Genomic DNA, 24,039 nt, shown 5'->3' on the forward strand with positions numbered 1-24,039 from the left:
CGGACAGGGCCAGAGGAGCGGCGAGCGACAGGGCGGCGACAAATACGGCTTTCATGGCCGCGACATTGGCGGCGGGGGCCGCACCGGGTCAAGCGGCCATCGCGCCCGCCGGATCAGGCGCCCGGCAGCTCCACCCAGAAGGTCGCGCCATGCCCCGGCGCCGAAATCACGCCGATCTCGCCGCCCTGCAGTTCGACCAGCCGCTTGGCCAGGGTCAGGCCGACGCCATGCCCCTCAATGGCCGAACGCTCGAGGCCCAGACGGTTGAAGGGCTCGAACAGTTGCGCCTGCTTCTCGTCCGAGAGACCTGGCCCTCGGTCCGTGACCTCGATACGGACGCGGTCGCCGCTCCAGGCCGCGCGCAAGACGACCAGCCCGCCCGAGGCGCCGTATTTGACGGCGTTGTTGGCCAGATTGCCGACCACCTGCGTCAGACGCTGGGAATCGGCCCGCGCCACCAGGTGATCGCCGGCGGCCACGACGTCGATCTTCACCGCCGCCGCTTCAGGATTCAGCAACAGGCTGCGGCGGACGTCCTCCAGCACGCCGGCGACATCGGTCGGGCGAATATCCACCTTGACCGCGCCCGCCTCGGCCCGCGCCACATCGAGCAGGTCGTGGGTCAGGGCCTCGACCTGGCGGGCCGTCTTGACCAGCATCTGCGCCATCTCGACCTGGTTGGGCGTGGCGGCGCCCAGGTGCCCTCCGGCCCACAGTTCGCCGATGCCGATGACGCCGCCGATCGGGCTCTTGATCTCATGGGCCACATTGGCCAGCAGCCGCGATTTGGCCGCCGAGGCGCGCTCGGCCCGCAGCCGTCCTTCCCTGGCGCGCTGCATCAGCCCGTCACGCTCTTCCAACAGGGCGGCGACCATCAGGATCGGCATATAGCCCAGCAGGATCAGCAACTGCGCCAGCAGGGCGCGATCCTCGGGATCGAACTGATGATAGGGACCGTGCCCGGCCATGGTGCCGCCGATGGCCACCACCGACACCACCAGCAAGGCCCAGGCCGCGCCGATCACGCGAAAGCGCACCGCCGCGAGCACGATCAACGGCAACAGCAGAAAGCCGTAAGGCAGGCTCATATGCGAAAAGATGGCGTAGCAGGCGCTGGCGAGCAGCACGCCCAGCCCGATGGCCTCGGCCAGGCGCGCGGGTTGCTTCAGCATCCTGAGATGCGTCTTGCGCAGGCTCAGTCCGAACACGCCGATCACGGCGAAGCCCAGGGCATGGCCGCTCCACCAGATACGCAAGGCGTCCAGAAAGTTCTGGTCCGCCATATTGAACAGGGCCACGGCGGCGATCAGGGCCGACGGCAAGGGCGCGATCGCGCATACGGCCAGGAAACGCGCCAGGCCTTGCACGCTGTCGACATGCAACCCCGTGACCACACGACGCGTCAGCACGACCGCCAGAACGATCTCCAGCAGATTGGTCAGGGTGAAGAGGATCGACAGCGACGGACCGTTGCCCGCCAGGATCTCGCCGGCAAAGACGCCCGCCAGCAGCAGGACGCCGAAACCGAGGTCGTATTGCAGGCCGCGGCCGCCGCGCAGCCATACAGCCATAGCCAGGCCGCCGGCGCCCCACAGGGCGGCGACCAGACCGTTGGCGCGAGCGAAGCTGATCGCGAGAACCACCAGCACGGCCACGCCCAGCGCGGTCAGCATCGGAGCGAGCGGTCGGCGGAAGAAGTCGGCGTTCGGCGGCGCCAGGGTTTCAACCGGAGCGGTCCCCTTGCCCGTCGCGTCCAATGCGACTTCTCCTCTTTGGAGCGCGCGGCTCATGCTCATCAATCCGGCCTAGAACTAGAGTCTTAGGCCCTGATCTTCGCGCGCGTTCCTAAACATCCCCTGAAGCGTGACCCTAGGATCAATACGCGGTTCGCAGCGCCTCATCGAAAGCGCGCACGGCCGCCGCCGGGCCGTCAGGATGGCGCCAGACCCCGGCGCTGACCGCCACGAAGTCGGCGCCGGCCGCTGCGATGGCCCCGGCGTTTTCGACCGTAACGCCGCCGATGGCGACACAGGGAACCTCCATCGTCTCTTGCCAGATGGTCAGGATCTCCGGTTCGGCGTGATGGGCGACGTCCTTGGTCTGCGTCGGGAAGAAGGCGCCGAAGGCCACATAGTCGGCCCCGCCCTCGGCCGCCTCCATCGCCAGGTGGCGGCTGTCGTGGCAGGTGACGCCGATCATGGCGCCCTCGCCCATGATGCGCCGCGCCTCGGCCAGGGAGGCGTCCTCCTGCCCCACGTGCACCCCGTCGCAGCCCGTGGCGCGCGCCAGGTCCGGCCGATCGTTCAGGATCAGGGCCACGTCATGCGCCTGGCAGATCGGCTTCAGCCGGGCGACGGCCGCACGAATCTCCTCGTCCGAGGCCGCCTTCAGGCGGATCTGCAGGGCGGCGCAGTCGCCTGCCGCCAGAGCGGCCTCCAGCTCTGCGGCGAACGCCTCCAGGTCCGGGATGGCGGTCGGCGTGATCAGGTACAGCCGGCAGGCCGGGCGGGCGGGAATTTGCGGTTGACGAGCCATGGCCGAGCCCTGCCCGTCGCCGCCGTCGTCGTCAATGTCGCATGTGCATGCGAATGATTTGCACCCGCCTTAATAAGTGCTATAGCGAGCCATTCTCAGTGTTCCGGGTGCCTCGCCTTGTACGTCTGCAACTGTAACGGTCTTCGCCAGCGTGACGTCGCCCTCGCCATCGAGGCGGGCGCCAACCGTCCCAAGGACATCTTCGCCAGCCACCAGTGCGCGCCTCAGTGCGCCAAATGCGTCTGCGAGATGCGTCAGATGATCCAGGAAACCCAGGCCGCCTTCGCCATCGCCGCCGAATAGAGGCGGATTTTGAAAGCGGATTTCACTCGCATTATCAATGCAGTGATAAGAACTCGCAAATAATCCACGGCGTTTCCGTCGTGTTATGAAGTCCTTACGGGCGGCCGAAAGGCCCTGTCGTCGCGCCGACGTCGCTTTCGCCGCCGCTGAAACAAGGACGACGACCATGAAGGGCGATCCCGCGATCATCCGCACCCTCAACGCGGTGCTGACCAATGAACTGACGGCGGTGAACCAGTATTTCCTGCATGCCCGCATGTTCGAAAGCTGGGGCCTCGCCCACCTGGGCAACGTCATCTACGAAGAATCGATCGGCGAGATGAAGCACGCCGACATGCTGATCAAACGCATCCTGTTCCTGGACGGCCTGCCCAACCTGCAGGATCTGCACAAGCTGAAGGTCGGCGAAGACCCCATCGAATGCCTGGGCGCCGACCTGCAGCTGGAAATCGACAGCCGCGCCGCCACCCGCGACGCCCTGACCCAGTGCGAGGAAGCCCGCGACTACGTCAGCCGCGACCTGCTGCTGAAAATCCTGGCCGACACCGAGGAGCACATCGACTTCCTCGAGAACCAACACAGCCTGATCAAGCTGATGGGCGCGCAGAACTATCTGCAGTCGGCCATGAAGGAAATCACCACCGACGGCGCCGCCACCGGGAACTGATCCGAAGGCCGGGCGCGGCGTCGGAGGGCGGGAACGTCCGCCGCGCCCGGTTGTTCTTGGCTGCATGAGCAGCATGGACGACGCCCTCGACGCCGCCCGCAACCACGCAGCGGATTTTCTCAACGCCGAAGGCCGCGACTGGCGGCACGTCGCCCTGGGCGCCGCGCTGACCGTCGGCTTCGCCCTGGCGGCGACGGCTGTGGCGACCCGCGCCGTTCCCCCGCAGACACGCGGCCTGACCGGCGCCCGAAAACGCGAGGGTCCGATCACCGAGCGGCCGCGCGGACCGTTCAGCCTGATCCTGCCCGCCGTCTTCTCGGCCACCACCCTGTCGGCCCTGCGCGTGTGGAACGCCCCCGCCCGTCCCGGCCGCAACACCGCAATGGGTCTGTGGGCTGTCGCCCAGGCGGTCAACGCCGTCTGGCTGGCGGCGCGGCCTACTGGACGCTGGACCCAGATTCTGGCCGCCATGTCCTCAGCCGGTCTGGCCGCCGCCTTCGCTCATGAGGCGCGCAAGCTGGATCCCGGCGCAGGCAAGCTGGCAGCCCCCACAGGCATGGGGGTGCGCCTGGCCAATCAGGCGGAACGCGGCCTGGACGACGCCGCCTGAATCCGCGGGTCGCCGAGCAGCGCCATTGCCCTTTTTCGCTTGATCCTCTAGGGCTCGCCGCGATTTGGCGCGCCACGCCCTGGCGGTCGGCGCCTGCCGCCCCCCAGCAACGAGCCCTACGGTTCTCATGAAAATCAACGCCAACACCATCAAGCCCGGCATGGTCCTGCAACACAACGGCGGCCTGTGGGTCGTCACCAAGGCCAGCCACGTCAAGCCCGGCAAGGGCGGCGCCTTCGCCAACGTCGAGGCCAAGAACCTCGAAACCGGCAACAAGCTGAACGAACGCTTCCGCTCGGAAGACAAGGTCGAGCGCGTCACGCTGGAACAGCGCGACTACTCCTACCTGTTCGACAACGGCGAAACTCTCGTCTTCATGGACGACGAGTCCTATGAGCAGATCGAACTGCAAAAGGGCTGGGTCGGCGAAGACCGCATCCCCTACCTGCAGGAAGGCATGAAGGTCGTCATCGAGTCGCACGAAGACCGTCCGATCGGCCTGGAACTGCCGGAACAGGTCGTGCTGGAAGTCGTCGAGACCGAGCCGACCGTGAAGGGCCAGACCGCCTCGTCGTCCTACAAGCCCGCCAAGGCCTCGAACGGCATCCGCGTCATGATCCCGCCCTTCATGTCGACGGGCGAGAAGATCATCGTCGACACCTCGACCGGCGAATACGTCCGCCGCGCGGACTAACAAACGCCGTCATTCCCGGCCAAGGCCGGGCGCTGTAAAGACTACAGGGGCGCGGATGGTCCGCGCCCCTTTTGCTTCTCCGTCCATCCGGGCCGCAGGCTTTTGAGGATCGACGGATCAGGAGAACCGCCTATGGCCCTCGCTTCCGCCCTGCTCCAGGTCATGATGGACGCCGTCCGCAAGACCGCCCGCCCGATGCTCCGGGATTTCGGCGAGGTGTCCCAGCTGCAGGTGTCCCGCAAGGGCCCCGGCGACTTCGTCACCGCCGCCGACGTCAAGGCCGAACAGACCCTGTTCGAACTGCTGCTGAAGGCCCGTCCCGGCTACGGCTTCCTGGGCGAAGAGCGCGGCATGGTCGAGGGCACCGACAAGACCCACACCTGGATCGTCGACCCGATCGACGGCACCACCAACTTCATGCACGCCATGCCCCACTTCGCCATCACGGTGGGTCTGGAGCGCAAGCACCCTGACGGCACGTCCGAGATCGTGGCCTGCGTCACCTACAACCCGGTCATGAACGAGATGTTCTGGGCCGAAAAGGGCAAGGGCTGCTATCTGAACGACACCCGCATCCGCATCGCCGGACGCGCCGACATGGCCGAGTGCCTGATCGCCACGGGCCTGCCCTTCATCGGCAAGACCGGCCACGGCCAGGCCATCAAGGACATCCACGCCGTCGGCCAGCGCGTCGCGGGCATCCGCCGCCTGGGCGCCGCCTCGCTGGACTTCGCCTGGGTCGCTGCGGGCCGTTACGACGCCTATTTCGAGCGCAACCTTCAGCCGTGGGACGTGGCGGCGGGCATCCTGCTGGTCACTGAGGCCGGCGGCGTCGTCACCGCCATCGACCAGGACGGCGACCCGATGAACGGCAAGCAGATCGTCGCCGGCAACCCGGAAATCCAGGCCAAGCTGCGCAAGATTCTGCGCGAGGCGTAAAGCGAATTGTCCCTCCCCTTCATGGGGAGGGCGGCTGAGCCCGAAGGGCGAGGCCGGATGGGGGCGGCGCCGCTGACGTGGCGCCGCCCCTGTCATATTCGGCCCTCCCCGCCCGCTCGTCGCTGCGCGACGCCCCCCCCTCCTATGAAGGGGAGGGAGAGATCACGCGCCTGTCACGTCCGCCCCCTACCCTTCGGCCATGATCGCCGCCATCCTGACCGCCGTCCTCCTGTCGTCGAGCCAACCGGCCATGTCCGCTCCTCCCGCCAAGCCCATCGTCATCGCCCACCGGGGCGCCTCTGGCGAACGGCCCGAACACACCCGCGCCGCCTATGAGCTGGCGATCGAACAGGGCGCCGACTTCATCGAGCCCGATCTGGTCATGACCCGCGACGGTCATCTGGTCGTCCGCCACGAGAACGAGATCGGCGAGACCACCGACGTCGCCGACCGTCCCGAGTTCGCCGCACGCCGCACCACCCGCGAGGTGGACGGCGTGCCCATCACCGGCTGGTTCACCGAAGACTTCACCCTCGCCGAGCTGAAGACCCTGCGCGCCCGCGAGCGCCTGCCCGCCCTGCGCCCCGCCTCGGCCGCCTTCGACGGGCAGGAGCCGATCCTGACCTTCGACGAAGTGGTCGAGATCGCGCGTGAGGCCGGCGCCCGCGCCGGCCGCGTCATCGGCGTCGCGCCCGAACTGAAGCACCCATCCCACTTCGCCGCTCTGGACCTGCCGATGGAGGACGCCTTCGTCGCCGCGCTGGAGCGCCATGCCCTGACCAGCGCCGACGCCCCCATCCTGATCCAGTGCTTCGAGGTCGGGACGCTGGAACGGTTGAAGGCGCGCATCGGCGCGCCGCTGCTGCAACTGATGCAGGCGGGCGGCGGCCCCGCCGACCGGCCCGGCGCGACCTATGCCGAGATGGCCACGCCGCAGGGGCTGGCGGAGATCGCCCGTTACGCCGAGGCGGTCGGGGTGCAGGATTTGATGGTCGTGCCGCGCGACGACGCAGGCCGCGCGCTGGCCGCCTCGTCCCTGACGGTCGACGCCCATGCGGCTGGCCTGAAGGTCGTGGTCTGGACCTTCCGGGCGGAGAACCTATTCCTGCCCGCGCAATATCGCGTGGGCGACGCGCCCGCAGATCACGGCGATCTGGAAGGCTGGCTGAAGATGATCTACGCGCTGGGCGTCGACGCCGTGTTCAGCGACTTTCCCGCCGCCGCCGTCAACGCGCGCTAGCTCCTCTCCCGCCGGGAGAGGGTTTTACTCACGTTCCCTGAAACTGCAGCTTGGCCAGACGCGCATATAGGCCGCCCTTGGCTGACAGCTCCGCGTGCGTGCCTTCCTCGACCACCTGGCCGCCGTCCATCACCACGATGCGGTCGGCGCGCAACACGGTCGCCAGGCGGTGGGCGATGACCAGGGTGGTGCGCGCCTCCATCGCCTGATCCAGCGCGGCCTGCACCAGACGCTCGTTCTCGGCGTCGAGCGCGCTGGTCGCCTCGTCCAGCAGCAGGATCGGCGCCTCGCGCACCAGCGCCCGCGCGATGGCGAGACGCTGACGCTGGCCGCCCGACAGGCTCTTGCCGCGCTCGCCCAGCGGGGTGTCGAAACCTTCCGGCAGGGCGTCGATGAAGCCCAGCGCCTGAGCCTCGGCGGCGACGGCGCGGGCCTCGTCCAGCGTGGCGGCCTCGCGGCCGAAGCGGATGTTCTCCAGCGCCGACCCCGAGAACAACGGCGCCTCCTGCGACACCCAGGCGAAGCGGTTGCGCACATCGACCGGGTCGGCCGCGCGCACGTCCACCCCGTCCACCGACACCAGACCGGATTGCGGATCATAGAAGCGCAGCAGCAGGCGGAAGACCGTCGACTTGCCCGCGCCCGACGGCCCGACCAGGGCCACGGTCTCGCCCGGCCGCACGGTCAGGCTGAAGCCCTTCAGCGCGGGCAGGTCCGGACGGCCCGGATAGGCGAAATCCACCGCCGACATCGACACCTCGCCGCGCGGCGGCTGAGGCAGGGCGACCGGATTGGGGGGCGGAGCGATGGCGGGGGTCGCCCGCATCAGTTCGTCGATCCGCTCCATGGCGCCCGCCGCCTTCTGTACGTCGCCCCAGCTTTCGCCTAGCGCCCCGACCGCGCCCGCCGCGAACACCGACAGTAGGACGAACTGCAGCAGGGCGCCCGGCGTCATGGTCCCGGCGATCACGTCCTGCGCCCCCAGCCACAGGACCAGGGTCACGCCGCCGAACATCACCATGATGATCATGGCGGTCATCACGCCGCGCGCCCGCATCCGCTTCAGGGAGACGCCGAACGCCTCCTCCACCGCCGCGCCGAAGCGGCCGATGGCGCTCTTTTCGCGACCGAAGGCCTGCACCGTCTCGATGGCGTCGACGCTTTCGCCCGCAAAGCCCACGGCCCCGGCGAAGGTGTCCTGCGACTGCACCGTCAGGCGGCGCACCACCCGGCCGAACAGGAACAGCGGCACGATCAGCACCGGCACGATCAGCAACACGAAGCCGGTCAGCTTCGGACTGACGAAGAACAGCAGGATGACCCCGCCGATCAGGGTCAGGAAGTTGCGCAGCGCATAGCTGATCGAGGTGGTCAGCAGGGTGTCGACCAACTGGATATCCGTGGTCAGACGCGACAGCACCTCGCCCGTCCGCATATGGGCGAAGAAGACCGGGTCCAGCGTCAGGATGCGCTGGAACAGCGCCGTGCGCAGATCGGCGATCATCCGCTCGCCCGTCTTAGTGACGTAGAAATAGCGCAGCGCCGTCGCCAGCCCCAGCACCACGGCGTTGAGACCCAGGATCAGGAACCACTTGTCGATATTGGCGCCGCCGTTCTCGAACCCCTGGTCGATGGCGCCGCGCGCCGTCGCCGTCAGGGCCAGCGACGCGACCGTCGATCCGATCAGCCAGACTGTCGCAATCGCAGCGTCCATCTTGTGTCGGGCCAGGAAGGGCAGCAACCGTCCCAGGGGGCGGATGTTGCGGCTCTTGGCACGCTTGCCGCCCGCCTCGTCCATCTGTTCGGCCAGAACGGCGCCGGCGCCGGGGCGGCCGGTCGGCTGGGCATGACGTTGAGGTTCAGCTTGGGTCATGGTCGCGCTCTTGCCCCGGAACGCCCCCCGGTGTAAACGCCGCCCCTCGCTCCCGTCGCGCTCTGCGGCGGGATTCTCTATTTACGCGCAGTGACGGTCGGCATCGTCGTCGCGCAGAGACGGACAAGATCGATGAAAGCGGACACGCACCCCGACTACCACTTCATCACTGTTGTGATGACCGACGGCACCACCTACCAGACCCGTTCGACCTACGGGAAGGAAGGCGCCACGCTGAACCTGGACATCGACCCGACGTCTCACCCGGCCTGGACCGGCGGCAACCAGCACCTGATGGACCGCGGCGGCCGCGTCTCGCGCTTCAACAACAAGTTCGGCGGCTTCATCAAGAAGTAAGCCACGCTTGGTGCGACAAGTTCGCCACAAAAGCGCCGGTCCCAGGACCGGCGCTTTTTTGTTGCCCGGAACACCGTTAACATGGGCGCGTTCGATTACTCGGGGCGTGGACGTTGGGTCCGGGCCGATATCGGACCACAAGAGTTACAGACGATGAACCGACGGGAATTGGGCCTTGGCGTCGCCACGACGAGCCTGACGCTGGCAGCCGCGAACGGGGCGCTGGCCCAGACGCGCACCACGGACCCGCAAATCTTCATCGCCGGCTTCGACGCCCAGGCCGGCCGCCTGCCCGCGGCCCAGCAGGCTGACGTCCGCGCCGTCTATCAACTGACCGGCGGCAAGCCGATCTGGACCGCCGACCGCCTGCGCATCCTGCAGGAAGTCGCCCAGGGCGCCGAACGTCACGGCCTGCCCGCCGGGGACTTCTTCGACTTCGTCGGCCTGGCCGCCGACCGCGAGACCGCCGAGATCCGCACCACCGCCGCCGCCCTGGCCTACGCCAAGGTTCTGTCCGAGGGCCGCGTCCGGCCCGAGACGGTCGAAGAGCTGTGGGAGATGCAGAAGAACAGCGTGGACCTGCCGCGCGGCCTGGTCGACGCCGTGGCCGCCAACAAGCTGAGCCAGTGGTTCGACGCCCTGCCCCCGACGGACCTGGGCTACACCAATCTGTCGGCCGGTTACGCCCGCTATCGCCGCATCGCCCGCCAGGGCGGCTGGCCCGCCTTCCGTATCGGCGGCACCATCGAGCCGGGAACCAGCGACCCGCGCATCCCGGCCCTGGTCGCCCGCCTGGCCGCCGAGGGCGACCTGAGCGCCGCCGCCGCCGAACGGTTGAAGGGCAACCTGGCCTACGGCCCCGAATTGGAGCAGGCGGTCCGCAGCTTCCAGACCCGCCACGGCCTGGGGTCCGACGGCCGCATCGGCGGCGCCACCCAGCGCTCGCTGACCGCCACCGCCGAGGATCGCGCCCGCCAGATCGCCCTGAACCTGGAGCGCCGTCGCTGGCTGAAGCGCGACCTGAATCCCGAGCGGATCGAGGTCAACACCGCCGCCGCCATCATGGTCTACTGGAAGGACGGCAAGCCGGTTCACTCCAACCGCGTGGTCGTCGGCACCGCCGCCAACCAGACCCCCAGCCTGGAGAAGCCCTTCGCCTCGGTCGTGGCCAATCCGCCGTGGACCGTGCCCATGGGCATCGCCCGCCGTGAAATCCTGCCCAAGGGCCCCGGCTACCTGGCCGCGAACGACATGTACGTCAACGCCGACGGCTGGGTGGTGCAACGCGCCGGTCCGAAGTCGTCGCTGGGCAATGTGAAGTTCGAACTGCAGGACAGCTACGCCATCTTCCTGCACGACACCCCGGCGCGGGGCGCCTTCAACCTGTCGGTGCGCCAGCGCAGCCACGGCTGCGTGCGGGTGCAGGACGCCATCGGCTTCGCTCGCCTGCTGCTGTCGCCCGATCCCGAGCGTCTGGCCCTGTTCGACGCGGCCCAGGCCAGCGGCGAGACCAAGCGCGTGACCACCGGCCGCAACATCGGCGTGCGCCTGCTGTACTGGACCGCCTTCGTCGACGGTCAGGGCCGCGTCGCCTTCCGCGAGGACGTCTACAAGCGCGACGCCAAGCTGGCCGACGCCCTGGGCATCGCCGTCAACCTGCCCCAGGTCATAGCCGACGCCCCGATCGATCCGGATGAAGTGACGCCGTAAGGCATCCACCTCTCTCCTCTCGTTGCATGGGGAGGAGAAGCCTTATCCGAAGGCGGCGCGCAGCAGGTCCATCTGGTTCAGGACGGGATTGGCCGGCGCCTCGGCGGGCTCGACGTACATCTGGCGGTCCAGATGCAGGACGCGGTCGTAGAGCTTCTCGGCTCGCACCGCGTATTCGATCAGGGCGATGGGCAGGTCGCCGCGACGCGGCTCCGTCTCGATGCGGCGATCGGCGAGGCGATAGCGGGGGTCGCCCGCCGCCTCGGCGCTCATGTCCTGTTCCCGCACGGCGCGCTGCACCAGCAGCCAAGACGCAATCTGCATCAGCCGCGTCGTCAGCTTCATGCTCTCGCCCGCATAGGACAGGGCGGCCGCGCGCGACAGCAGGCGCGAATCCTGGCGTCCGTCGCCGTCCAGATAGGCGGCGGTCTCCTCGACCAGCTCCATGCCTTCGCGGAAGGTGCGCTCGAAGAGCTCCGAGCGTGCGAAGTCCAGCACTTCGGCGCCGGCGAGGCGCGTCGGGGTCAGATCGGCTTCGATGGCTGTCACGGGCGTCTATCCATGCATCTCATGCATCCGCTGGGTGCAATCGTCATGCCACGGAAGCTGATTCTGCGGGAGAGGGCCGTCGAAACCGTCCCCAACCGCCCGCGCCTCAGCGGAAGTTGAACAGCGCGTCGGCGGCGCTGCGCTGCGAGGACTTGCCGTCGATAGCCGCGCGGGATCGGGCGATCTCGGCCTCCAGGGCGGCGATCCGCTCCTGCAATTCGTCCACAGCGTAGAGGTCCAGGTCTTCGCGTCCCAGGGCGGCGATGGCCTCGCCGCGCTGCGGCCGAGGCTCCAGATCTTCGAAACTCATCCTCGCCTCCTTGGCCATTTCGAGCATGAACCCCTATGTGAACGCCGCATTGATCCGGAATGCAAGCCAAGGGAGCCGCCGTGCCCGCAACCATGAAGGCCATAGAGATCGAGAACGGACGCGGCCCCGCCGACGCCCTGCGCCTGACCACGCGCCCCCTGCCCGCTCCGGGCCCCGGTGAAATCCGCATCCGCGTACGTGCGGCGGGCGTGAACCGTCCCGACATCGTCCAACGCGAAGGTCGCTATCCGCCCCCGCCGGGCGCTTCGGACATTCTTGGACTAGAGGTCGCGGGCGAGGTCGACGCCCTGGCCGATGGCGTGTCGCGCTGGGCCGTCGGCGACCGGGTCTGCGCCCTGCTGGGCGGCGGCGGATACGCTGAATACGCCTTGGTCGACGCCCGCCACGCCCTGCCGATCCCCGACGGCCTCGATTTCACCCAGGCCGCCGCCCTGCCCGAGACCGCCTTCACCGTCTTCGCCAACGTCTTCGAAGGCGGCGGGCTGAAGGCGGGCGAGACCCTGCTGATCCACGGCGCCACCAGCGGCATCGGCGTCATGGCCATACAGATGGCCAAGGCGGCGGGCGCCCGAGTCATCGCCACCTCTCGCGGCGCCGCCAAAGCCGAGGCCGCCCGCGCCCTGGGCGCCGACTTCAGCCTGGACGCGACTGAGCACGATCTGGCCGCCGCCATCCAGGAGGCGGGCGGCGCCGATGTGGTGCTGGACATGGTCGGCGCGGCCTACGCAGAGCTGAACCTCAACGCCCTGAAGCCCGGCGGGCGCTGGGTGGTGATCGCCACCCTGACCGGCGCCAAGGCCGAGATCGACCTGATGCGGATCATGCTGAAGCGGATCGTCCTGACGGGCTCGACCCTGCGCAGCCGCCCGGCCGACGAAAAGGCCCGCCTGGCGGCCGCCGTCGAGGCGACCGTTTGGCCCTGGGTCGCGTCCGGCGCCGTTCGCGCCCAGGTCGAGGCGACCTTCCCCCTGGCCGAAGCGGACGCAGCCCACGCCCATCTGGAGGCGGGCGCCCACGTCGGCAAGGTCGTGCTTCTGCCCTAAAAGAAAAGGACGGGAGGCCGCAGCCTCCCGCCCTCGTTTTCAGACAGGCCGGTGTTTACCAGCGACCGCCGCCGCGCGCCGGACGTAGCGACGAAATCCGGTCGTTCATGCCCGTATTGGCCAGGTTGCGCATATCGCCGCTGACGATCTCGCAACGGCCGCGATAATAGGCGTCTTCACAGACCTCCCAGGCGCCGCGCGACAGGCGGATCGAGCTGATCGCATCGTTCATGCCCATGTTGCGCAGGTTCGGGACTTCCTCACGGAAGCTCATCGACTGGCCGCGATAATCAGAGTCGCGATAGACGGTGATCGAGGATCGGCCCCAGCCGCCGTTGCCGGGGCGACCGTCGTCCCAACCGCCGCCGGGGCGGCCTGGACGCCCGTCATCCCATCCGCCGCCCGGACGGCCGGGGCGGCCGCCGTTCTCGAAATCGCCCTGAAAGCGGCCGCAGACCAGACGTCCGTCGCGGTTGACGATCTCCTCGCTGGAGCAGCGCGCCAACTCGATCGAGGTCTCGCGCATATTGCCCCGCATGTCACGGCAATCGGCGTAGAGGCGCCCCTGATTCACATACGACCCGGTGCAGCTCTGCGCATACGACCCGCGCGGCGCGCCGCGCTGCATCACCTGCGCCTCCGCCGTGCTCACATTGACGACGGAAAAGCCGCCCGCCGTCATGACCAGTCCTGCCGCTGCAATCACGAACTTCTTCATGACACGGTCTCCTTCGAGGTTTCTCTTGGCGCACAACGCGCTCTGGCCCCCAATGTTCATCACGACAGATGAACCTTCGCTGTATGAAGACGACAGACGACGTTTTCATTTCGGCCAAGATCACCTATAAAGGCCTTCTCGCGCCCGGCCGAAAAGGTCGGGCGCCGTCGATTCAAACGCCCGTTTTTCGGGCCGCAACCGCCGGGATCCATGCCCATGACCGACATCCTGATGCCCAAGGCCACCGCGGTCTGGCTGGTGGACAACACCTCGCTCTCGTTCGAGCAGATCGCCGACTTCTGCGGCCTGCACCCGCTTGAGGTGCGCGGCATCGCCGACGGCGACGTGGCGCGCGACATTCGCGGCGCCGACCCCATCGTCAACGGCCAGCTGACCCGCGAAGAGCTGGACAAGGCCCAGAACGATGAAAACTACCGCATGAAGGCCGTGGTCAGCCGCCACGCCGAACTACTGAAGCCCGCCAAGTCGGGTCCGAAATACACGCCGGTTTCGCGTCGTCAGGATCGCCCGGACGCCATCATGTGGTTCGTCCGCAACCACCCCGAAGTGACCGACGCCCAGATCGCCAAACTGCTGGGCACCACCAAGGCCACGATCGAGAGCGTGCGCAACCGCACCCACTGGAACTCGGCCAATATCAAGCCGGTCGATCCGGTGACGCTGGGCCTGACCGGCCAGCTGCAGCTGGACGAAGTGGTGCGCAAGGCCGCCGACAAGAAGGCCAAGGACGACGCCAAGAACGGCGTCCTGCAACCCATCGAGACCGAGGCCGAACCGGAAGTCGTCCTGGAAGAGGCCGAAGAAGAATACGGCCTCGGCGCCGAGCCCACGGCCGAATCGGTGTTCGGCTCGCGCGACTGATCCAACCGATCGACAAATACAAAACGGCCCCGGAAGATCGCTCTTCCGGGGCCGTCGTCGTTTCGGATGCTAGGCCCGCTAGTGGGTTCGGGCTTCCAGACTACTGATCTCTTCCTTAAGTCGCAGCTTTCGCTGCTTCAGCTCCCTGAGGTGTGTCGGGTCCGCGGTGGGGCGGCGCATCTCCTGCTGGATCGTTTCATCCAGCGACCGATGCCGATTACCCAGTTCGCGAATACGAGCCTCGATGGTCATGGCTTGCGCCTCCATGTCTAAGGGACCACTACACTGAGCGCCCGGTTCGGCGAGGTGTGGAATCACATTGCAGTGACCCCCGCCGCTCCGGACACGGACAGGTTGGAGGCGAATTTGGCCGATGTTGTGAACACGACCGTTCGGGCGCCGGCGCCCCCTCGGCTAGTCGTTGGAATCTCAGGTGCTTCGGGCGTCATCTATGGCGCGCGCGTGCTGGACGCCCTGCGCGAACTGGGGGTCGAGAGCCACCTGGTCGTCACCCGCGCCGCCCTGCTCACCTTGTCGCAGGAGACGGATCTCACCCCCGACGACCTGACGGCCAAGGCGGATGTGGTCCATCGGCTGAACGATGTCGGGGCCACCATCTCATCCGGCTCCTTCCGCACGCTCGGCATGATCGTCGCCCCTTGTTCGGTGCGGACCATGAGCGAGATCGCCACCGGCGTGACCTCGACCCTGCTGACCCGCGCCGCCGACGTGACTCTGAAGGAGCGCCGCCCCCTGGTGCTGATGGTGCGCGAGACGCCGCTGCACCTGGGCCACCTGCGCACCATGACCGCCCTGGCCGAAATGGGCGCAGTCATCGCCCCGCCCCTGCCCGCCTTCTACGCCAAACCCGACAGTCTGGAGCAGATGATCGACCAGTCGGTCGGCCGGGCGTTGGACGTCTTCGACCTGGACTGGTCGGCCGTGCGCCGCTGGGAAGGACTAAAGGGCGGAGCCGAAGCATGAGCGACGATCTATGGACCTGGGCCTGCGCCGCCTACACCGCGCCGGGCGTCGCCGAAGCCTGCCTGTCGCTGCAGGACTATCACGAACAGAACGTCCCCCTGCTGCTGTGGGCCGCCTGGACCGCCGCCACAGGCCGCCGCCCGGACAAAGAGACGATCGAGGCCGCCTGCGACACCGCCCGCGCCTGGCAGACCACCACCATCGCCCCTCTGCGCGCCGTACGCCGCACGCTGAAGACGCCCGTGCCGGACCTTGAGACGGACGCCCGCCTGGCCGTGCGCGAGCAGGTGAAGGCCGCCGAACTGGCTGCCGAGCGCCATCTGCTGAACGGGCTCGAAGGCCTGGCTCCCGCCCCGACCGAAACGCCTCGCCCGCCCGTCGACGCCATGGCCGATGCAGCGCGCCTGTGGGATCGCGTCGTGCCGCGTCCGGCGCTCAGAACCCTGTCCGACCTGCTTCCGACCTGACGCCAGCTCAGCTATAATCCCCCGGCCCGGGGCCTGATCATGAACGACGACGAACCTTACCTGTCCGAAGAAGACAAGGAGCTGCGCGCGCAGCTCTCCCTGCTGTTGCAGGAGCACGCAGACCTGGACGCCTCCATCGAAGCCCTGGCCCTGCTGCCCGCGCCCGATCAACTCATGATCGCCCGCCTGAAGCGCAAGAAACTGGCCCTGCGCGACGATATCGTGAAGCTGCAGGATCGCATCCTGCCCGACATCATCGCATAATCATATAACGCCAGTCATTGACTCTTGTGTCGTTAACGGTGGAGATGACATCGTCACCCACTGGCAGGAGAGAACCGATGCGTCTGCGTAAGATTCGTAATGCCGTGCTTCTGGCGTCCGTGACGGCGGCGACGTCATTGCTGTCCGTCGGAGCCGGAGCGCAATCTCCCAATATTATGTACCATCGTACCTTTTATAGCGACGCTACGCTGACGGTACAGGTCGGCTGGTACCGTGACAAATGTTGGAACGGGCGAGTCGTCGCTTCGCCCGTCCAAGGCGTTACTTCGCCCTACTACACCCTTGAAGCCATCGGATCTTGCGGCGGTTACTGGTAACCTAGTCGCGGAGGCCGTCCAGAATGGCCTCCGCAATCCGCCCCCCCCTCTTACAGCGGCAGGACCGAGGTGTCCTTGACCTCTTCCATCACGGCGTAGGTGCGGGTCTCGCGCACGCCCGGCATGACGATCAGGGTGTCGGCCAGGAAGATGCGGTAGGCCGCCATATCCTTCATCCGCACCTTGACCAGATAGTCGAAGCCGCCCGCCACCATGTGGCACTCCAGCACCTCGGGCGAGCGGCGGATGCGCTCGGCGAACTGGTCGAAGATGTCCGAGGTCGTGCGGTCCAGCAGCACCTCGATGAAGATCAACAGTTCACGCTCGGCGAACTTCGGATCGATCAGGGCGGTGTAGCCGGTGATGACCCCCCGCTCGCGCAGTCGCCGCACCCGCTCGAAGCAGGATGACGCCGACATGTTGCAGGCGGCCGCCAGATCCTGATTGGTGATCCGTCCGTCCTGCTGCAGCACCCTCAGGATGCGGCGGTCGGCGTCGTCCAGCTTGTATTCCCCAGCGCTCATGCGCTCTCCCCCCTTACGCTTTACAGATTCTCGACACTGACAAAGCCGCAGGCGATCTGCAACGCGTCTGTCAGCGACGGATGGCCGACGCCCTCCGACGTCGGCACGGTGTCGACTACTGCCCCGATCGCTTCGCCGCGGCGGCTTGCTTGCTCTGGGCGATGAAGGCTTCCATCTCGGCGGTCATGGCCGGGATGGTGGCCACGCCGATGGCCAGCAGGTGATCGTGGAAGGCCTTGATGTCGAAATCGGCCCCCAGCTCCGCCTCGGCCAGCCGGCGCAGGCGCACGATCTCGATCTCGCCCAGCTTGTAGGACAGAGCCTGCCCCGGCCAGGTGATGTAGCGGTCGATCTCGGTGCCGACCTCATGGTCGGACAGGGCGGTGTTCTCGCTCAGGAAGGCCACCGCCTGTTCGCGCGTCCAGCCCTGCGAATGGACGCCGGTGTCGATCACCAGGCGCGCCGCGCGCCACATCTCATAGGTCAGGCGGCCGAAGTCCTCATAGGCGTCTTCATAGACGCCCATCTCGACGGCCAGCTTCTCGGTGTAGAGGGCCCAGCCCTCGCCGAAGGCCGAGATATAGGTCTGAGCGCGATAGTCGGGCATGGGCGGATGTTCGCGGCGCAGATTGCCCTGCCAGGCGTGGCCGGGGTTGCACTCGTGCACCGTCAGCGCCGGGATGTTGTAGCGCGGCCGCGACGGCAGGTCGTAGGTGTTCAGCAGGCAGACGCCATTGCCGCCTCGACCGGCCGTGTAATAGGGCGCGATGGCGTCCGGCACGGGGATCAGGCTGAAGGTGTCGCGCGGCTTCAGGTTGAAATACTGACCGATCTTGCCGTCGACCTTCTTGATGACCCAGGCGCCGTGCCACAGCAGGTGCTCGGGCTTGTCATAGTGGAACTGCGGGTCGGTCTTCAGGAAGTGGAGGAACTCGGCGAAGGTGCCGGTCCAGCCGGTGCTGCGCATCACCGTCTCCATCTCGGCGCGAATGCGCGCGACCTCGCTGCGGCCGATGGCGTGGATCTGGTCAGGGGTCAGGTTGACGCTGGTGTATTGGCGAATCTGCGTCTGATAGAAGTCGTCGCCGTCCGGCAGGCGGTTGGCCCCCAGGGTGTCGCGCGCGCCCGGCATGTATTCGTCGCGGATGAAGCTCAGCAGAGTGCGATGCGCCGGCACGACCTGCTGCTGGATCGCCTGAACGGCGGCGGCGCGCAGACGCGCCTTGTCCGCCTCGGAAATGTTCGCCGGCATGGTCAGGAAGGGCTTGTAAAAGGGGTTCTGGGCGACGTCCGTCGGCTCCGTCACCGCCAGGATCGACACGTCCCGCCCGACCAGCGAGGCCTTGGGCTGGGTGAAGCCGCGCGCCAGGCCAGCGCGCATATTGGTGATCTGCTGGTCGAAGTAGCGCGGCACGTCCCGTATCTGGGACAGATAGCGCTCATAGTCCTCGACTGAGGTGAAGGTCGCATTGCCCATGCCCGTCAGCGACGACCAGAAGGCGCTGTCCGAGTTGAAAGGCATCTCATACAGGCGGTGACGGCCGTCATCGACGAAGTTGTCGATCTGGTGCCTGTAGACGGCGTAGTTGGTGCGCTGGTTCGGCGACAGCTGATCCGGAGAAATGGCGTCCAGACGGCGCTGAACATCGGTCCAGTAGGCCAGCCGGCGTTGCTGGGTGGCGGCGCTGACGTCCGGCAGGGTGCTGGGCTTGGCGTTACGGCCCGGCAGCTCCTTCTGGCGCCAGGCCCACTCCTCGGCCGCGATGGCTTCGAACTGGGCGTCCAGAGCCGAAGGCGCAGCGGCGGCGGGCGCCGCGTCGGGCGCACGAGCCAGGGTCGGCGTCGGGGCGGCGGCGAAGGCCAGCAGGCCGACGGCGACTGCAATGGCGCTATAGGCGGTCAGGGTCTTCATCGTCTTTCCCCCAAAAAACAGAAACAGACGCCTTGTCAGCGTCTCCAAGGTGAGAAGCCGCCCGAGACCGGACGGCTTCCCATTCTGGATTAGAACTGGGCGTTCACGCCAATGTACACGTAACGGCCAAGGTTATTGTAGATGCTGGCGTTGAAGCCGTTATATAACGACGTTCCAGTCCAGGTGAACGGCGTCTGCGGCGGCGCTTCATCGGTGAAGTTGTTCACCCCGCCGAAGACAGAGAAGCGATCGAACCGATACTCGGCGCGCAGGTCGTGGGTCAGCCACGACGGAGCCTTCCACACTTCGTACGAGCCGACAGAGTCCTGATTGCTGCGCACGACGCTGCTCAGGTAGCGGTTGGCGTAGGACAGCGACAGCTTGTCATAGTCCCACGACACGCGGAAGTTGACCCGGCGCTTGGGATTGGGCGCCTCGCCGGCCTGTTCGTCGCGCACGCTGGCGTCGCCCGGCACCGGATCATAGGTCAGCTCGTCCAGGAAGCCCGCCGCCACGTTGAACGACAGTGAGCCGTAGGGCGGCAGGCCCAAGGCCTCCAGGTCCGTGCGATAGGACGCCGTCACGTCCCAACCCGAGTTGGTGTACTCGGCGACGTTCATCACCTGGTTCACGACCTTGCTGATGTTGCCGTCCGACCCGCGCGTGACGTTGCCGCAGAACGGATTGTCCAGAGTGGGGCTGTCGACGCAGTTGTTGATGATCGTGCGTGCGCCGAACGAGGCGATGACGTCGCTGATCTTGATGTCGTAATGGTCGACGGTGACCGCCAGGCCCGGCAGGAAGGTCGGCGTAAGAACGACGCCCAGGGTCAGGGTTTCGCCTTCTTCCGGGTTCAGGTCCGGGTTGCCCTTGCTGATAGACGGCTTGGTCGTGATCGATTGAGTGAACTCCGGCGACAGGCCCAAGGCCGCGCAGTTCGCCTTACGATTGGCGGGATAGTTGCCGAGGTTCAACCGTGTCGCGTCGCATGGATCGTCGAACAGGTTGTAGCCTTCGCCGCCGCCGTCGAACAGTTCGCTGATGTTCGGCGCGCGCACCGCCTTGGCGTAGTTGGCGCGGAAGCGGATGTTGCGGTCGACTGTCCACTCCATGCCCAGGCCATAGCTGCTGTCGCCGCCCGTGGTGGTGTAGTCCTGGAAGCGATAAGCCGCCGTCAGGTCCAGGTATTGGATGAAGGGCACGTCGGCCAGCAGCGGCAGATTCACCTCGCCGAAGATTTCCTTGGACTCATAGGCGCCCTCGGTTCTGGCCTGCTTGTTCTGGAAGATCAGCCCCTGCTGCGACCGCATGTCCGGTACGGCGCGGCTGGCTTCCTTGCGCCATTCCACGCCCGCCGCGAAGGCGACCGGCAGGCTGGTTCCACTGAACAGCGACGGATACGAGAACAGCTCGCCGTTGACGCTGGCCACCGCGTTCCACTGACGGATGCGATCATTGCGAACGGTGTAGATGTAGGAATAGTCGATCGCCTCCTGAGAGCCGACATAGGCGCCGAACAGGTTCAGCGGCTTGCAACCTCGCGCTACAGCCTCATCACTGCGACAAACGATCTCGCCGTTACGCGAGACGGCGTCGATCGACTCATAAAACTCCTTCTGCAAGCGGTCGAAGTTGGTGAACTCCGATTCCGTCTGGCCGTAGTTGACGTAAGCCTCGAACCGCCACCCGTTGCTGAATGCCCCGTCCACCCCGGTCACGAACCGCGTGGTGTCGTAGACGCTTTCCGTGGTGCGGATGCCGAAGTCGGTGTCGATCCGGCTGATGTCGAAGAACGTCATATTGGCCTGCGCCAGCATCGTCTTCAGTTCATCAGGCAGGAAGGCGTTGTCCGCCTGGATGCGATAGGCGCTGCCCGTCGACATGCCCGGCGAGCTGTCGGCGAAGGTGCCGTTCCGCGCCTGGCTGCTGGCCTCCATATGGAAATACTTAGCTTCGGCGAACAGATTCAGTTCGCTGATGAAGTCGCCCGAGGGCTGGAACTGGTGGCGCAGCTGCAGCTCGCCGCCGAAACGCTCGACCGGGGTGCGCAGCATGTCGTCGCGCAGCTTGAAGCCGTCGCCGCCGATCGACAGCTTCTGCTCGCGCCCGGCGCCGTCGTACAGGATCTGGCCGCGGTCGAACGGGACCAGCTTGCCGTCCGGCGTGAAGGTCAGGGCGAAGGCCTTGTTGGCGCCGATCGGCGTGACGATGACCGGGGTGAAGAAGTCGTTCTGGGTGTTGGTGTAGACGTCCCGCGCCATGATGAAGGACGGCAGGCCGTCGTTGGCGCTCTTCTTGTTCGGGTTCGGAATCTCGGCCAGGGAGCTCATGGCGTAGTCGCGCTCGTGGCGGAACAGCCCCTCGGACTTGTCATAGGTCAGAGCGCCCATGATGTTGGTCCGGTCGTCATTGAAGTTCCGACCCACGGCGACCGAGCCGTAGTAGGTGTTCGGACCGTCGGCCGAGCCGTACTGCGTCTGAACGGCGATGCCGTCGAAGTCCTGCTTGGTGATGAAGTTGACCACCCCGGCCACGGCGTCCGCGCCGTAGACCGCCGACGAACCGCCCGTCACCGTGTCGATGCGTGCGATCGTCGTCTTAGAGATGGAGTTCACGTCCACCGCGCTGGTGCCCGCCGTGCCGGCGACATGGCGGCGGCCGTTGACCAGCACCAGGGTGCGGCTGGCCCCCAGATTGCGCAGGTTCAGGGTGGCCAGCCCCTGGCCGGCGACGGTGTTGGTGGTGCTGGAGGCCGAGGCGCCCAGACCGACCTGCGGCTGACGCGACATGGCGTCGATCAGGTTGGTGACGCCGGTGTTCTCGATCTCCTGGGCGTCGACGACGTTGACGGGCGTCGCCGCCTCGACGTTCGGACGGCGGATACGCGAGCCCGTCACGACGATGTCGGCGACGGCGCTGGCTTCCGGCTCGGCGGCAGGCGTTTCGGATTGGGCCCAGGCAGGCTGGGCGGCGGCGGCGGCCGTGACGGCCAGACCGGCGATTATCGTGCCGGTCTTCAGGTACGCAGACAGTCTCATTCGATCACCCCTCGTTTTTGATCTGAAACCCAGGCGGGCCGTCCCCATTCGGCGTCGCCTGCGTCGTTGTTTTGGATCAGCGCCCTCCTTGCGCCTCCCCTCGTTCGGCTTTTTGCCGATCGACCATCGCCTTTACGTCGGCCAGCAGAGCCGGCGCGTCGTAGGCGACCCCGCGCGCCACCGTCCAACGCACCCCGCCGACCGTCTCGATGCGGTTCTCGGGGCTCAGGCGCTCATGTCCGGTGCCGTACAAGGTCTTGAAATTCGCCAGCGGATTCTCAGTCGTGATGACCAGATCCGCGCTCATGCCCGGCCGCACGATACCGAAGGTCGGCGCCTTGCCGGTCGGCTCGGCCAGGGTCGTCGCCCCGTCCATCGTCGCGGCGCGCACGATCTCCAGCGGGTGGAAGCCCGCCTCCTGCAGCAGCTCCAGCTCCTCGATGTAGCCGAAACCGTACAGCTTCCAGATGAAGCCGGAGTCCGATCCCACCGTCACCCGGCCGCCGACCTTCTTGTAGTCGTTCACCAGCCGCATGAACCGTTCGTAGAAGCGGCGCCACGCCACCTCGTTTGAGGTCGTCCAGTCGAAGAAGTAGCTGCCGTGATTGTCGCGCGTCGACTGGAAATAGTCCGCCAGCGCCGGCAGCGTGTAGGTCTGGTGCCAGGGCGCGTTGCGCGCCCGCATCAGATCGCGCGACGCCGCATAGATGGTCATCGTCGGATCGAAGACGACGCCCGCCTTCTTCTGCGCCTCCAGATAGGCGTACCATTGCGCCGAACCCGGCTCGACCTCGTCCCAGATCTCGGCCGCTTCGCCGAAGCGCTTCTGCTCGTCGTAGAAGTTGTAGTCGGTCGGATAGTCCTGGATCGTCCGCCCGCCCAGCAGCGACTCGAAGTGGCCGTAGAAGTGGGTGATGGTCCCCAGGCCCGCCGCCGCCAGCTGTTCGGCGTTCAACTGGGCCACGCCCGGCTGGGCGATGTGGGCCACCGTGCCCATGTGGTTCTTCTTGGCCTCGTCGATGGCGGCCAGGACCACCTCGGGCGTCTCGTCGCCGCGCAGGAAGAATTTGATGCCGTCCACGCCGTTGGCCGCGCCCCAGCGCACCCATTCGCGCGCCATCTCGGGGTTGCGGATGCGGCCGCGCGACCAGCCTGAGCCGATGGTCTGATAGTTGAAGATGCGCGGGGCGACGATCTCGCCGCGCGCCGAACGGGCCTTCTCCGACACGGCGATGTCATGCGGCGCCAGGCTGACGCCGCGCACAGTGGTCACGCCGTGGGCCAGCCACAGCTTGTAGACATACTCCAGGTCCGGCGCCTTCTGCGGGCTGCCGCCGTGGGCGTGGGCGTCGACGAAGCCGGGCATGACGTACATGCCGCGCGCATCGATCTCATGCGCCGCGTTCAGCGGCGGGCGGCCCTCACGCTCGGGCAGTCCGGGCCAGCCGGCCTGAATGATGTCCGTGATCTTGTCGTTCTCGATCACGATATCGACCGGCCCCATGGGCGGCGCGCCCGTGCCATCGATCAGCATGGCGCCGCGCACCACCATCAACGGATAGGGACCGAAACCCTCATCAGCGCGGCGCGGCGGCGCCGGATTGAGCGTGGCGCGCGCCTGAGCCGCCTGAGCCTGGCTCTGGGCCTGGTTCTGGGCCTGCGTCTGGGCCACAGCCGTGCTCGGCGCCCCCGTCGCCAACAACAGCGCCGCCGCGCAGACAGCCCCCGCCCCCATAAGGACAGCCTTCACCCCTAGCGTCGTCCGCAAGCTGCAATCCCTCCCAAGATTGGGGGCCTAAGCCCCTGCAAGCGCTTGTCCGGCGTTTGACCGGCCCTTGAATCGCTAGCACCCCGGAGGAAGCATGAGCTTCGGATATTGCCGGTATGACGAAATAAAATTCACACGAACGTCGAAAAACTGAGCCATCTTCGAAATGCGCTTTTTCAGGCCAAATGCAGGATCGAAACGTTGTTTCTGCGGCAAATCTGAATTTATGATCCAATGATCAGGATATGAAGCGGCCTTTCAGGGTCGTTTTTTCTGTTGCGGCATAGCTTGGC

General features: G+C 66.9%; 25 protein-coding genes. 14 read left to right on the forward strand and 11 right to left on the reverse strand.

What is annotated here, in order from left to right; genetic code table 11:
• Positions 1 to 113: 113 nt before the first annotated feature.
• Together BDIM_RS10995 and thiE are read right to left on the reverse strand one after the other, a co-directional pair.
• Positions 114 to 1,790, reverse strand: a complete 1,677-nt coding sequence (locus tag BDIM_RS10995; RefSeq protein ID WP_223850833.1) for a sensor histidine kinase — start codon at positions 1,788 to 1,790, stop codon at positions 114 to 116.
• Between the two features lie 85 nt (positions 1,791 to 1,875).
• Positions 1,876 to 2,535 carry a thiamine phosphate synthase gene (gene thiE, locus BDIM_RS11000; protein WP_003165675.1) on the reverse strand — a complete coding sequence of 220 codons (660 nt, stop codon included), beginning with the start codon at positions 2,533 to 2,535 and terminating at the stop codon, positions 1,876 to 1,878.
• A 117-nt stretch (positions 2,536 to 2,652) separates the two neighbouring features.
• Between thiE and BDIM_RS11005 the strand changes: the two genes are divergently transcribed.
• The 6 genes from BDIM_RS11005 (at position 2,653) to BDIM_RS11030 (ending at position 6,988) form a co-directional block, all read left to right on the forward strand.
• The gene (locus BDIM_RS11005; RefSeq protein WP_003165676.1) at positions 2,653 to 2,838 is read left to right on the forward strand and encodes a (2Fe-2S)-binding protein; all 186 of its coding nucleotides are present in this window, start codon (positions 2,653 to 2,655) and stop codon (positions 2,836 to 2,838) included.
• 166 nt (positions 2,839 to 3,004) lie between these two features.
• Positions 3,005 to 3,505, forward strand: coding sequence for a bacterioferritin (gene bfr, locus BDIM_RS11010; protein WP_040345814.1), 501 nt, complete (start codon positions 3,005 to 3,007; stop codon positions 3,503 to 3,505).
• A gap of 73 nt (positions 3,506 to 3,578) precedes the next feature.
• Positions 3,579 to 4,115, forward strand: coding sequence for a TspO protein (locus BDIM_RS11015; RefSeq protein WP_244911826.1), 537 nt, complete (start codon positions 3,579 to 3,581; stop codon positions 4,113 to 4,115).
• A 127-nt stretch (positions 4,116 to 4,242) separates the two neighbouring features.
• Positions 4,243 to 4,809 (forward strand): elongation factor P, encoded by a 567-nt coding sequence (efp, locus tag BDIM_RS11020; protein ID WP_040345820.1) that lies wholly within the window; start codon positions 4,243 to 4,245, stop codon positions 4,807 to 4,809.
• Positions 4,810 to 4,941: 132 nt separating this feature from the next.
• Positions 4,942 to 5,748 (forward strand): inositol monophosphatase family protein, encoded by an 807-nt coding sequence (locus tag BDIM_RS11025; protein ID WP_040345821.1) that lies wholly within the window; start codon positions 4,942 to 4,944, stop codon positions 5,746 to 5,748.
• A 199-nt stretch (positions 5,749 to 5,947) separates the two neighbouring features.
• Complete coding sequence (locus BDIM_RS11030) at positions 5,948 to 6,988, forward strand: glycerophosphodiester phosphodiesterase (protein ID WP_003165678.1); 1,041 nt, start codon at positions 5,948 to 5,950, stop codon at positions 6,986 to 6,988.
• Between the two features lie 28 nt (positions 6,989 to 7,016).
• Here BDIM_RS11030 and BDIM_RS11035 read toward each other — a convergent pair whose 3' ends face one another.
• The gene (locus BDIM_RS11035) at positions 7,017 to 8,861 is read right to left on the reverse strand and encodes an ABC transporter transmembrane domain-containing protein (protein ID WP_003165680.1); all 1,845 of its coding nucleotides are present in this window, start codon (positions 8,859 to 8,861) and stop codon (positions 7,017 to 7,019) included.
• A 132-nt stretch (positions 8,862 to 8,993) separates the two neighbouring features.
• Between BDIM_RS11035 and rpmE the strand changes: the two genes are divergently transcribed.
• Positions 8,994 to 9,218, forward strand: coding sequence for a 50S ribosomal protein L31 (gene rpmE, locus BDIM_RS11040; RefSeq protein WP_003168899.1), 225 nt, complete (start codon positions 8,994 to 8,996; stop codon positions 9,216 to 9,218).
• Between the two features lie 153 nt (positions 9,219 to 9,371).
• Complete coding sequence (locus BDIM_RS11045) at positions 9,372 to 10,928, forward strand: L,D-transpeptidase family protein (protein WP_003165682.1); 1,557 nt, start codon at positions 9,372 to 9,374, stop codon at positions 10,926 to 10,928.
• Between the two features lie 42 nt (positions 10,929 to 10,970).
• Here BDIM_RS11045 and rcdA read toward each other — a convergent pair whose 3' ends face one another.
• Both rcdA and BDIM_RS11055 read right to left on the reverse strand, forming a co-directional pair.
• Positions 10,971 to 11,477, reverse strand: coding sequence for a protease adaptor protein RcdA (rcdA, locus tag BDIM_RS11050; protein WP_040345826.1), 507 nt, complete (start codon positions 11,475 to 11,477; stop codon positions 10,971 to 10,973).
• A gap of 106 nt (positions 11,478 to 11,583) precedes the next feature.
• On the reverse strand, positions 11,584 to 11,787 hold the full coding sequence (locus tag BDIM_RS11055; RefSeq protein ID WP_040345829.1) for a DUF1192 domain-containing protein: 204 nt from the start codon (positions 11,785 to 11,787) through the stop codon (positions 11,584 to 11,586).
• Positions 11,788 to 11,879: 92 nt separating this feature from the next.
• On the opposite strand from BDIM_RS11055, the gene BDIM_RS11060 reads away from it, so the two are divergent.
• Positions 11,880 to 12,851: an NAD(P)H-quinone oxidoreductase gene (locus tag BDIM_RS11060; protein ID WP_003165686.1), complete on the forward strand. Its 972-nt coding sequence runs from the start codon at positions 11,880 to 11,882 to the stop codon at positions 12,849 to 12,851.
• 55 nt (positions 12,852 to 12,906) lie between these two features.
• Here BDIM_RS11060 and BDIM_RS11065 read toward each other — a convergent pair whose 3' ends face one another.
• Positions 12,907 to 13,569, reverse strand: a complete 663-nt coding sequence (locus BDIM_RS11065; protein ID WP_040345832.1) for a beta/gamma crystallin-related protein — start codon at positions 13,567 to 13,569, stop codon at positions 12,907 to 12,909.
• Positions 13,570 to 13,785: 216 nt separating this feature from the next.
• On the opposite strand from BDIM_RS11065, the gene BDIM_RS11070 reads away from it, so the two are divergent.
• On the forward strand, positions 13,786 to 14,451 hold the full coding sequence (locus BDIM_RS11070; RefSeq protein ID WP_003165688.1) for a DUF1013 domain-containing protein: 666 nt from the start codon (positions 13,786 to 13,788) through the stop codon (positions 14,449 to 14,451).
• 78 nt (positions 14,452 to 14,529) lie between these two features.
• On the opposite strand, the gene BDIM_RS17230 is transcribed toward BDIM_RS11070, so the two are convergent.
• Positions 14,530 to 14,703 (reverse strand): YdcH family protein, encoded by a 174-nt coding sequence (locus BDIM_RS17230; protein WP_081461894.1) that lies wholly within the window; start codon positions 14,701 to 14,703, stop codon positions 14,530 to 14,532.
• Positions 14,704 to 14,829: 126 nt separating this feature from the next.
• Between BDIM_RS17230 and BDIM_RS11080 the strand changes: the two genes are divergently transcribed.
• The 4 genes from BDIM_RS11080 (at position 14,830) to BDIM_RS17990 (ending at position 16,504) form a co-directional block, all read left to right on the forward strand.
• On the forward strand, positions 14,830 to 15,435 hold the full coding sequence (locus BDIM_RS11080; protein WP_040346886.1) for a UbiX family flavin prenyltransferase: 606 nt from the start codon (positions 14,830 to 14,832) through the stop codon (positions 15,433 to 15,435).
• Positions 15,432 to 15,902: a TIGR02444 family protein gene (locus BDIM_RS11085; RefSeq protein WP_003165691.1), complete on the forward strand. Its 471-nt coding sequence runs from the start codon at positions 15,432 to 15,434 to the stop codon at positions 15,900 to 15,902. Before BDIM_RS11080 ends, BDIM_RS11085 begins: the two co-directional genes overlap by 4 nt.
• 39 nt (positions 15,903 to 15,941) lie before the next feature.
• The gene (locus BDIM_RS11090) at positions 15,942 to 16,166 is read left to right on the forward strand and encodes a YdcH family protein (RefSeq protein WP_040345839.1); all 225 of its coding nucleotides are present in this window, start codon (positions 15,942 to 15,944) and stop codon (positions 16,164 to 16,166) included.
• 77 nt (positions 16,167 to 16,243) lie between these two features.
• Positions 16,244 to 16,504: a hypothetical protein gene (locus tag BDIM_RS17990; protein ID WP_081461895.1), complete on the forward strand. Its 261-nt coding sequence runs from the start codon at positions 16,244 to 16,246 to the stop codon at positions 16,502 to 16,504.
• Between the two features lie 50 nt (positions 16,505 to 16,554).
• Here the strand turns inward: BDIM_RS17990 and BDIM_RS11095 are convergent, their stop codons facing one another.
• The 4 genes from BDIM_RS11095 to BDIM_RS11110 form a co-directional block, all read right to left on the reverse strand.
• On the reverse strand, positions 16,555 to 17,028 hold the full coding sequence (locus BDIM_RS11095) for an Lrp/AsnC ligand binding domain-containing protein (RefSeq protein WP_003165692.1): 474 nt from the start codon (positions 17,026 to 17,028) through the stop codon (positions 16,555 to 16,557).
• Between the two features lie 115 nt (positions 17,029 to 17,143).
• Entirely contained in the window at positions 17,144 to 18,940 is a 1,797-nt protein-coding gene (locus BDIM_RS11100) for a DUF885 domain-containing protein (RefSeq protein ID WP_081461896.1), read from the reverse strand.
• An 89-nt stretch (positions 18,941 to 19,029) separates the two neighbouring features.
• Positions 19,030 to 21,978, reverse strand: coding sequence for a TonB-dependent receptor domain-containing protein (locus BDIM_RS11105; protein ID WP_003165694.1), 2,949 nt, complete (start codon positions 21,976 to 21,978; stop codon positions 19,030 to 19,032).
• A 76-nt stretch (positions 21,979 to 22,054) separates the two neighbouring features.
• A complete protein-coding gene (locus tag BDIM_RS11110; protein WP_244911823.1) occupies positions 22,055 to 23,728 on the reverse strand; it encodes an amidohydrolase family protein in 1,674 nt (557 codons plus the stop codon).
• Positions 23,729 to 24,039 lie beyond the last annotated feature (311 nt).

The sequence above is a fragment of the Brevundimonas diminuta ATCC 11568 genome (genome assembly GCF_000204035.1).
GTDB classification, from domain to species: domain Bacteria; phylum Pseudomonadota; class Alphaproteobacteria; order Caulobacterales; family Caulobacteraceae; genus Brevundimonas; species Brevundimonas diminuta.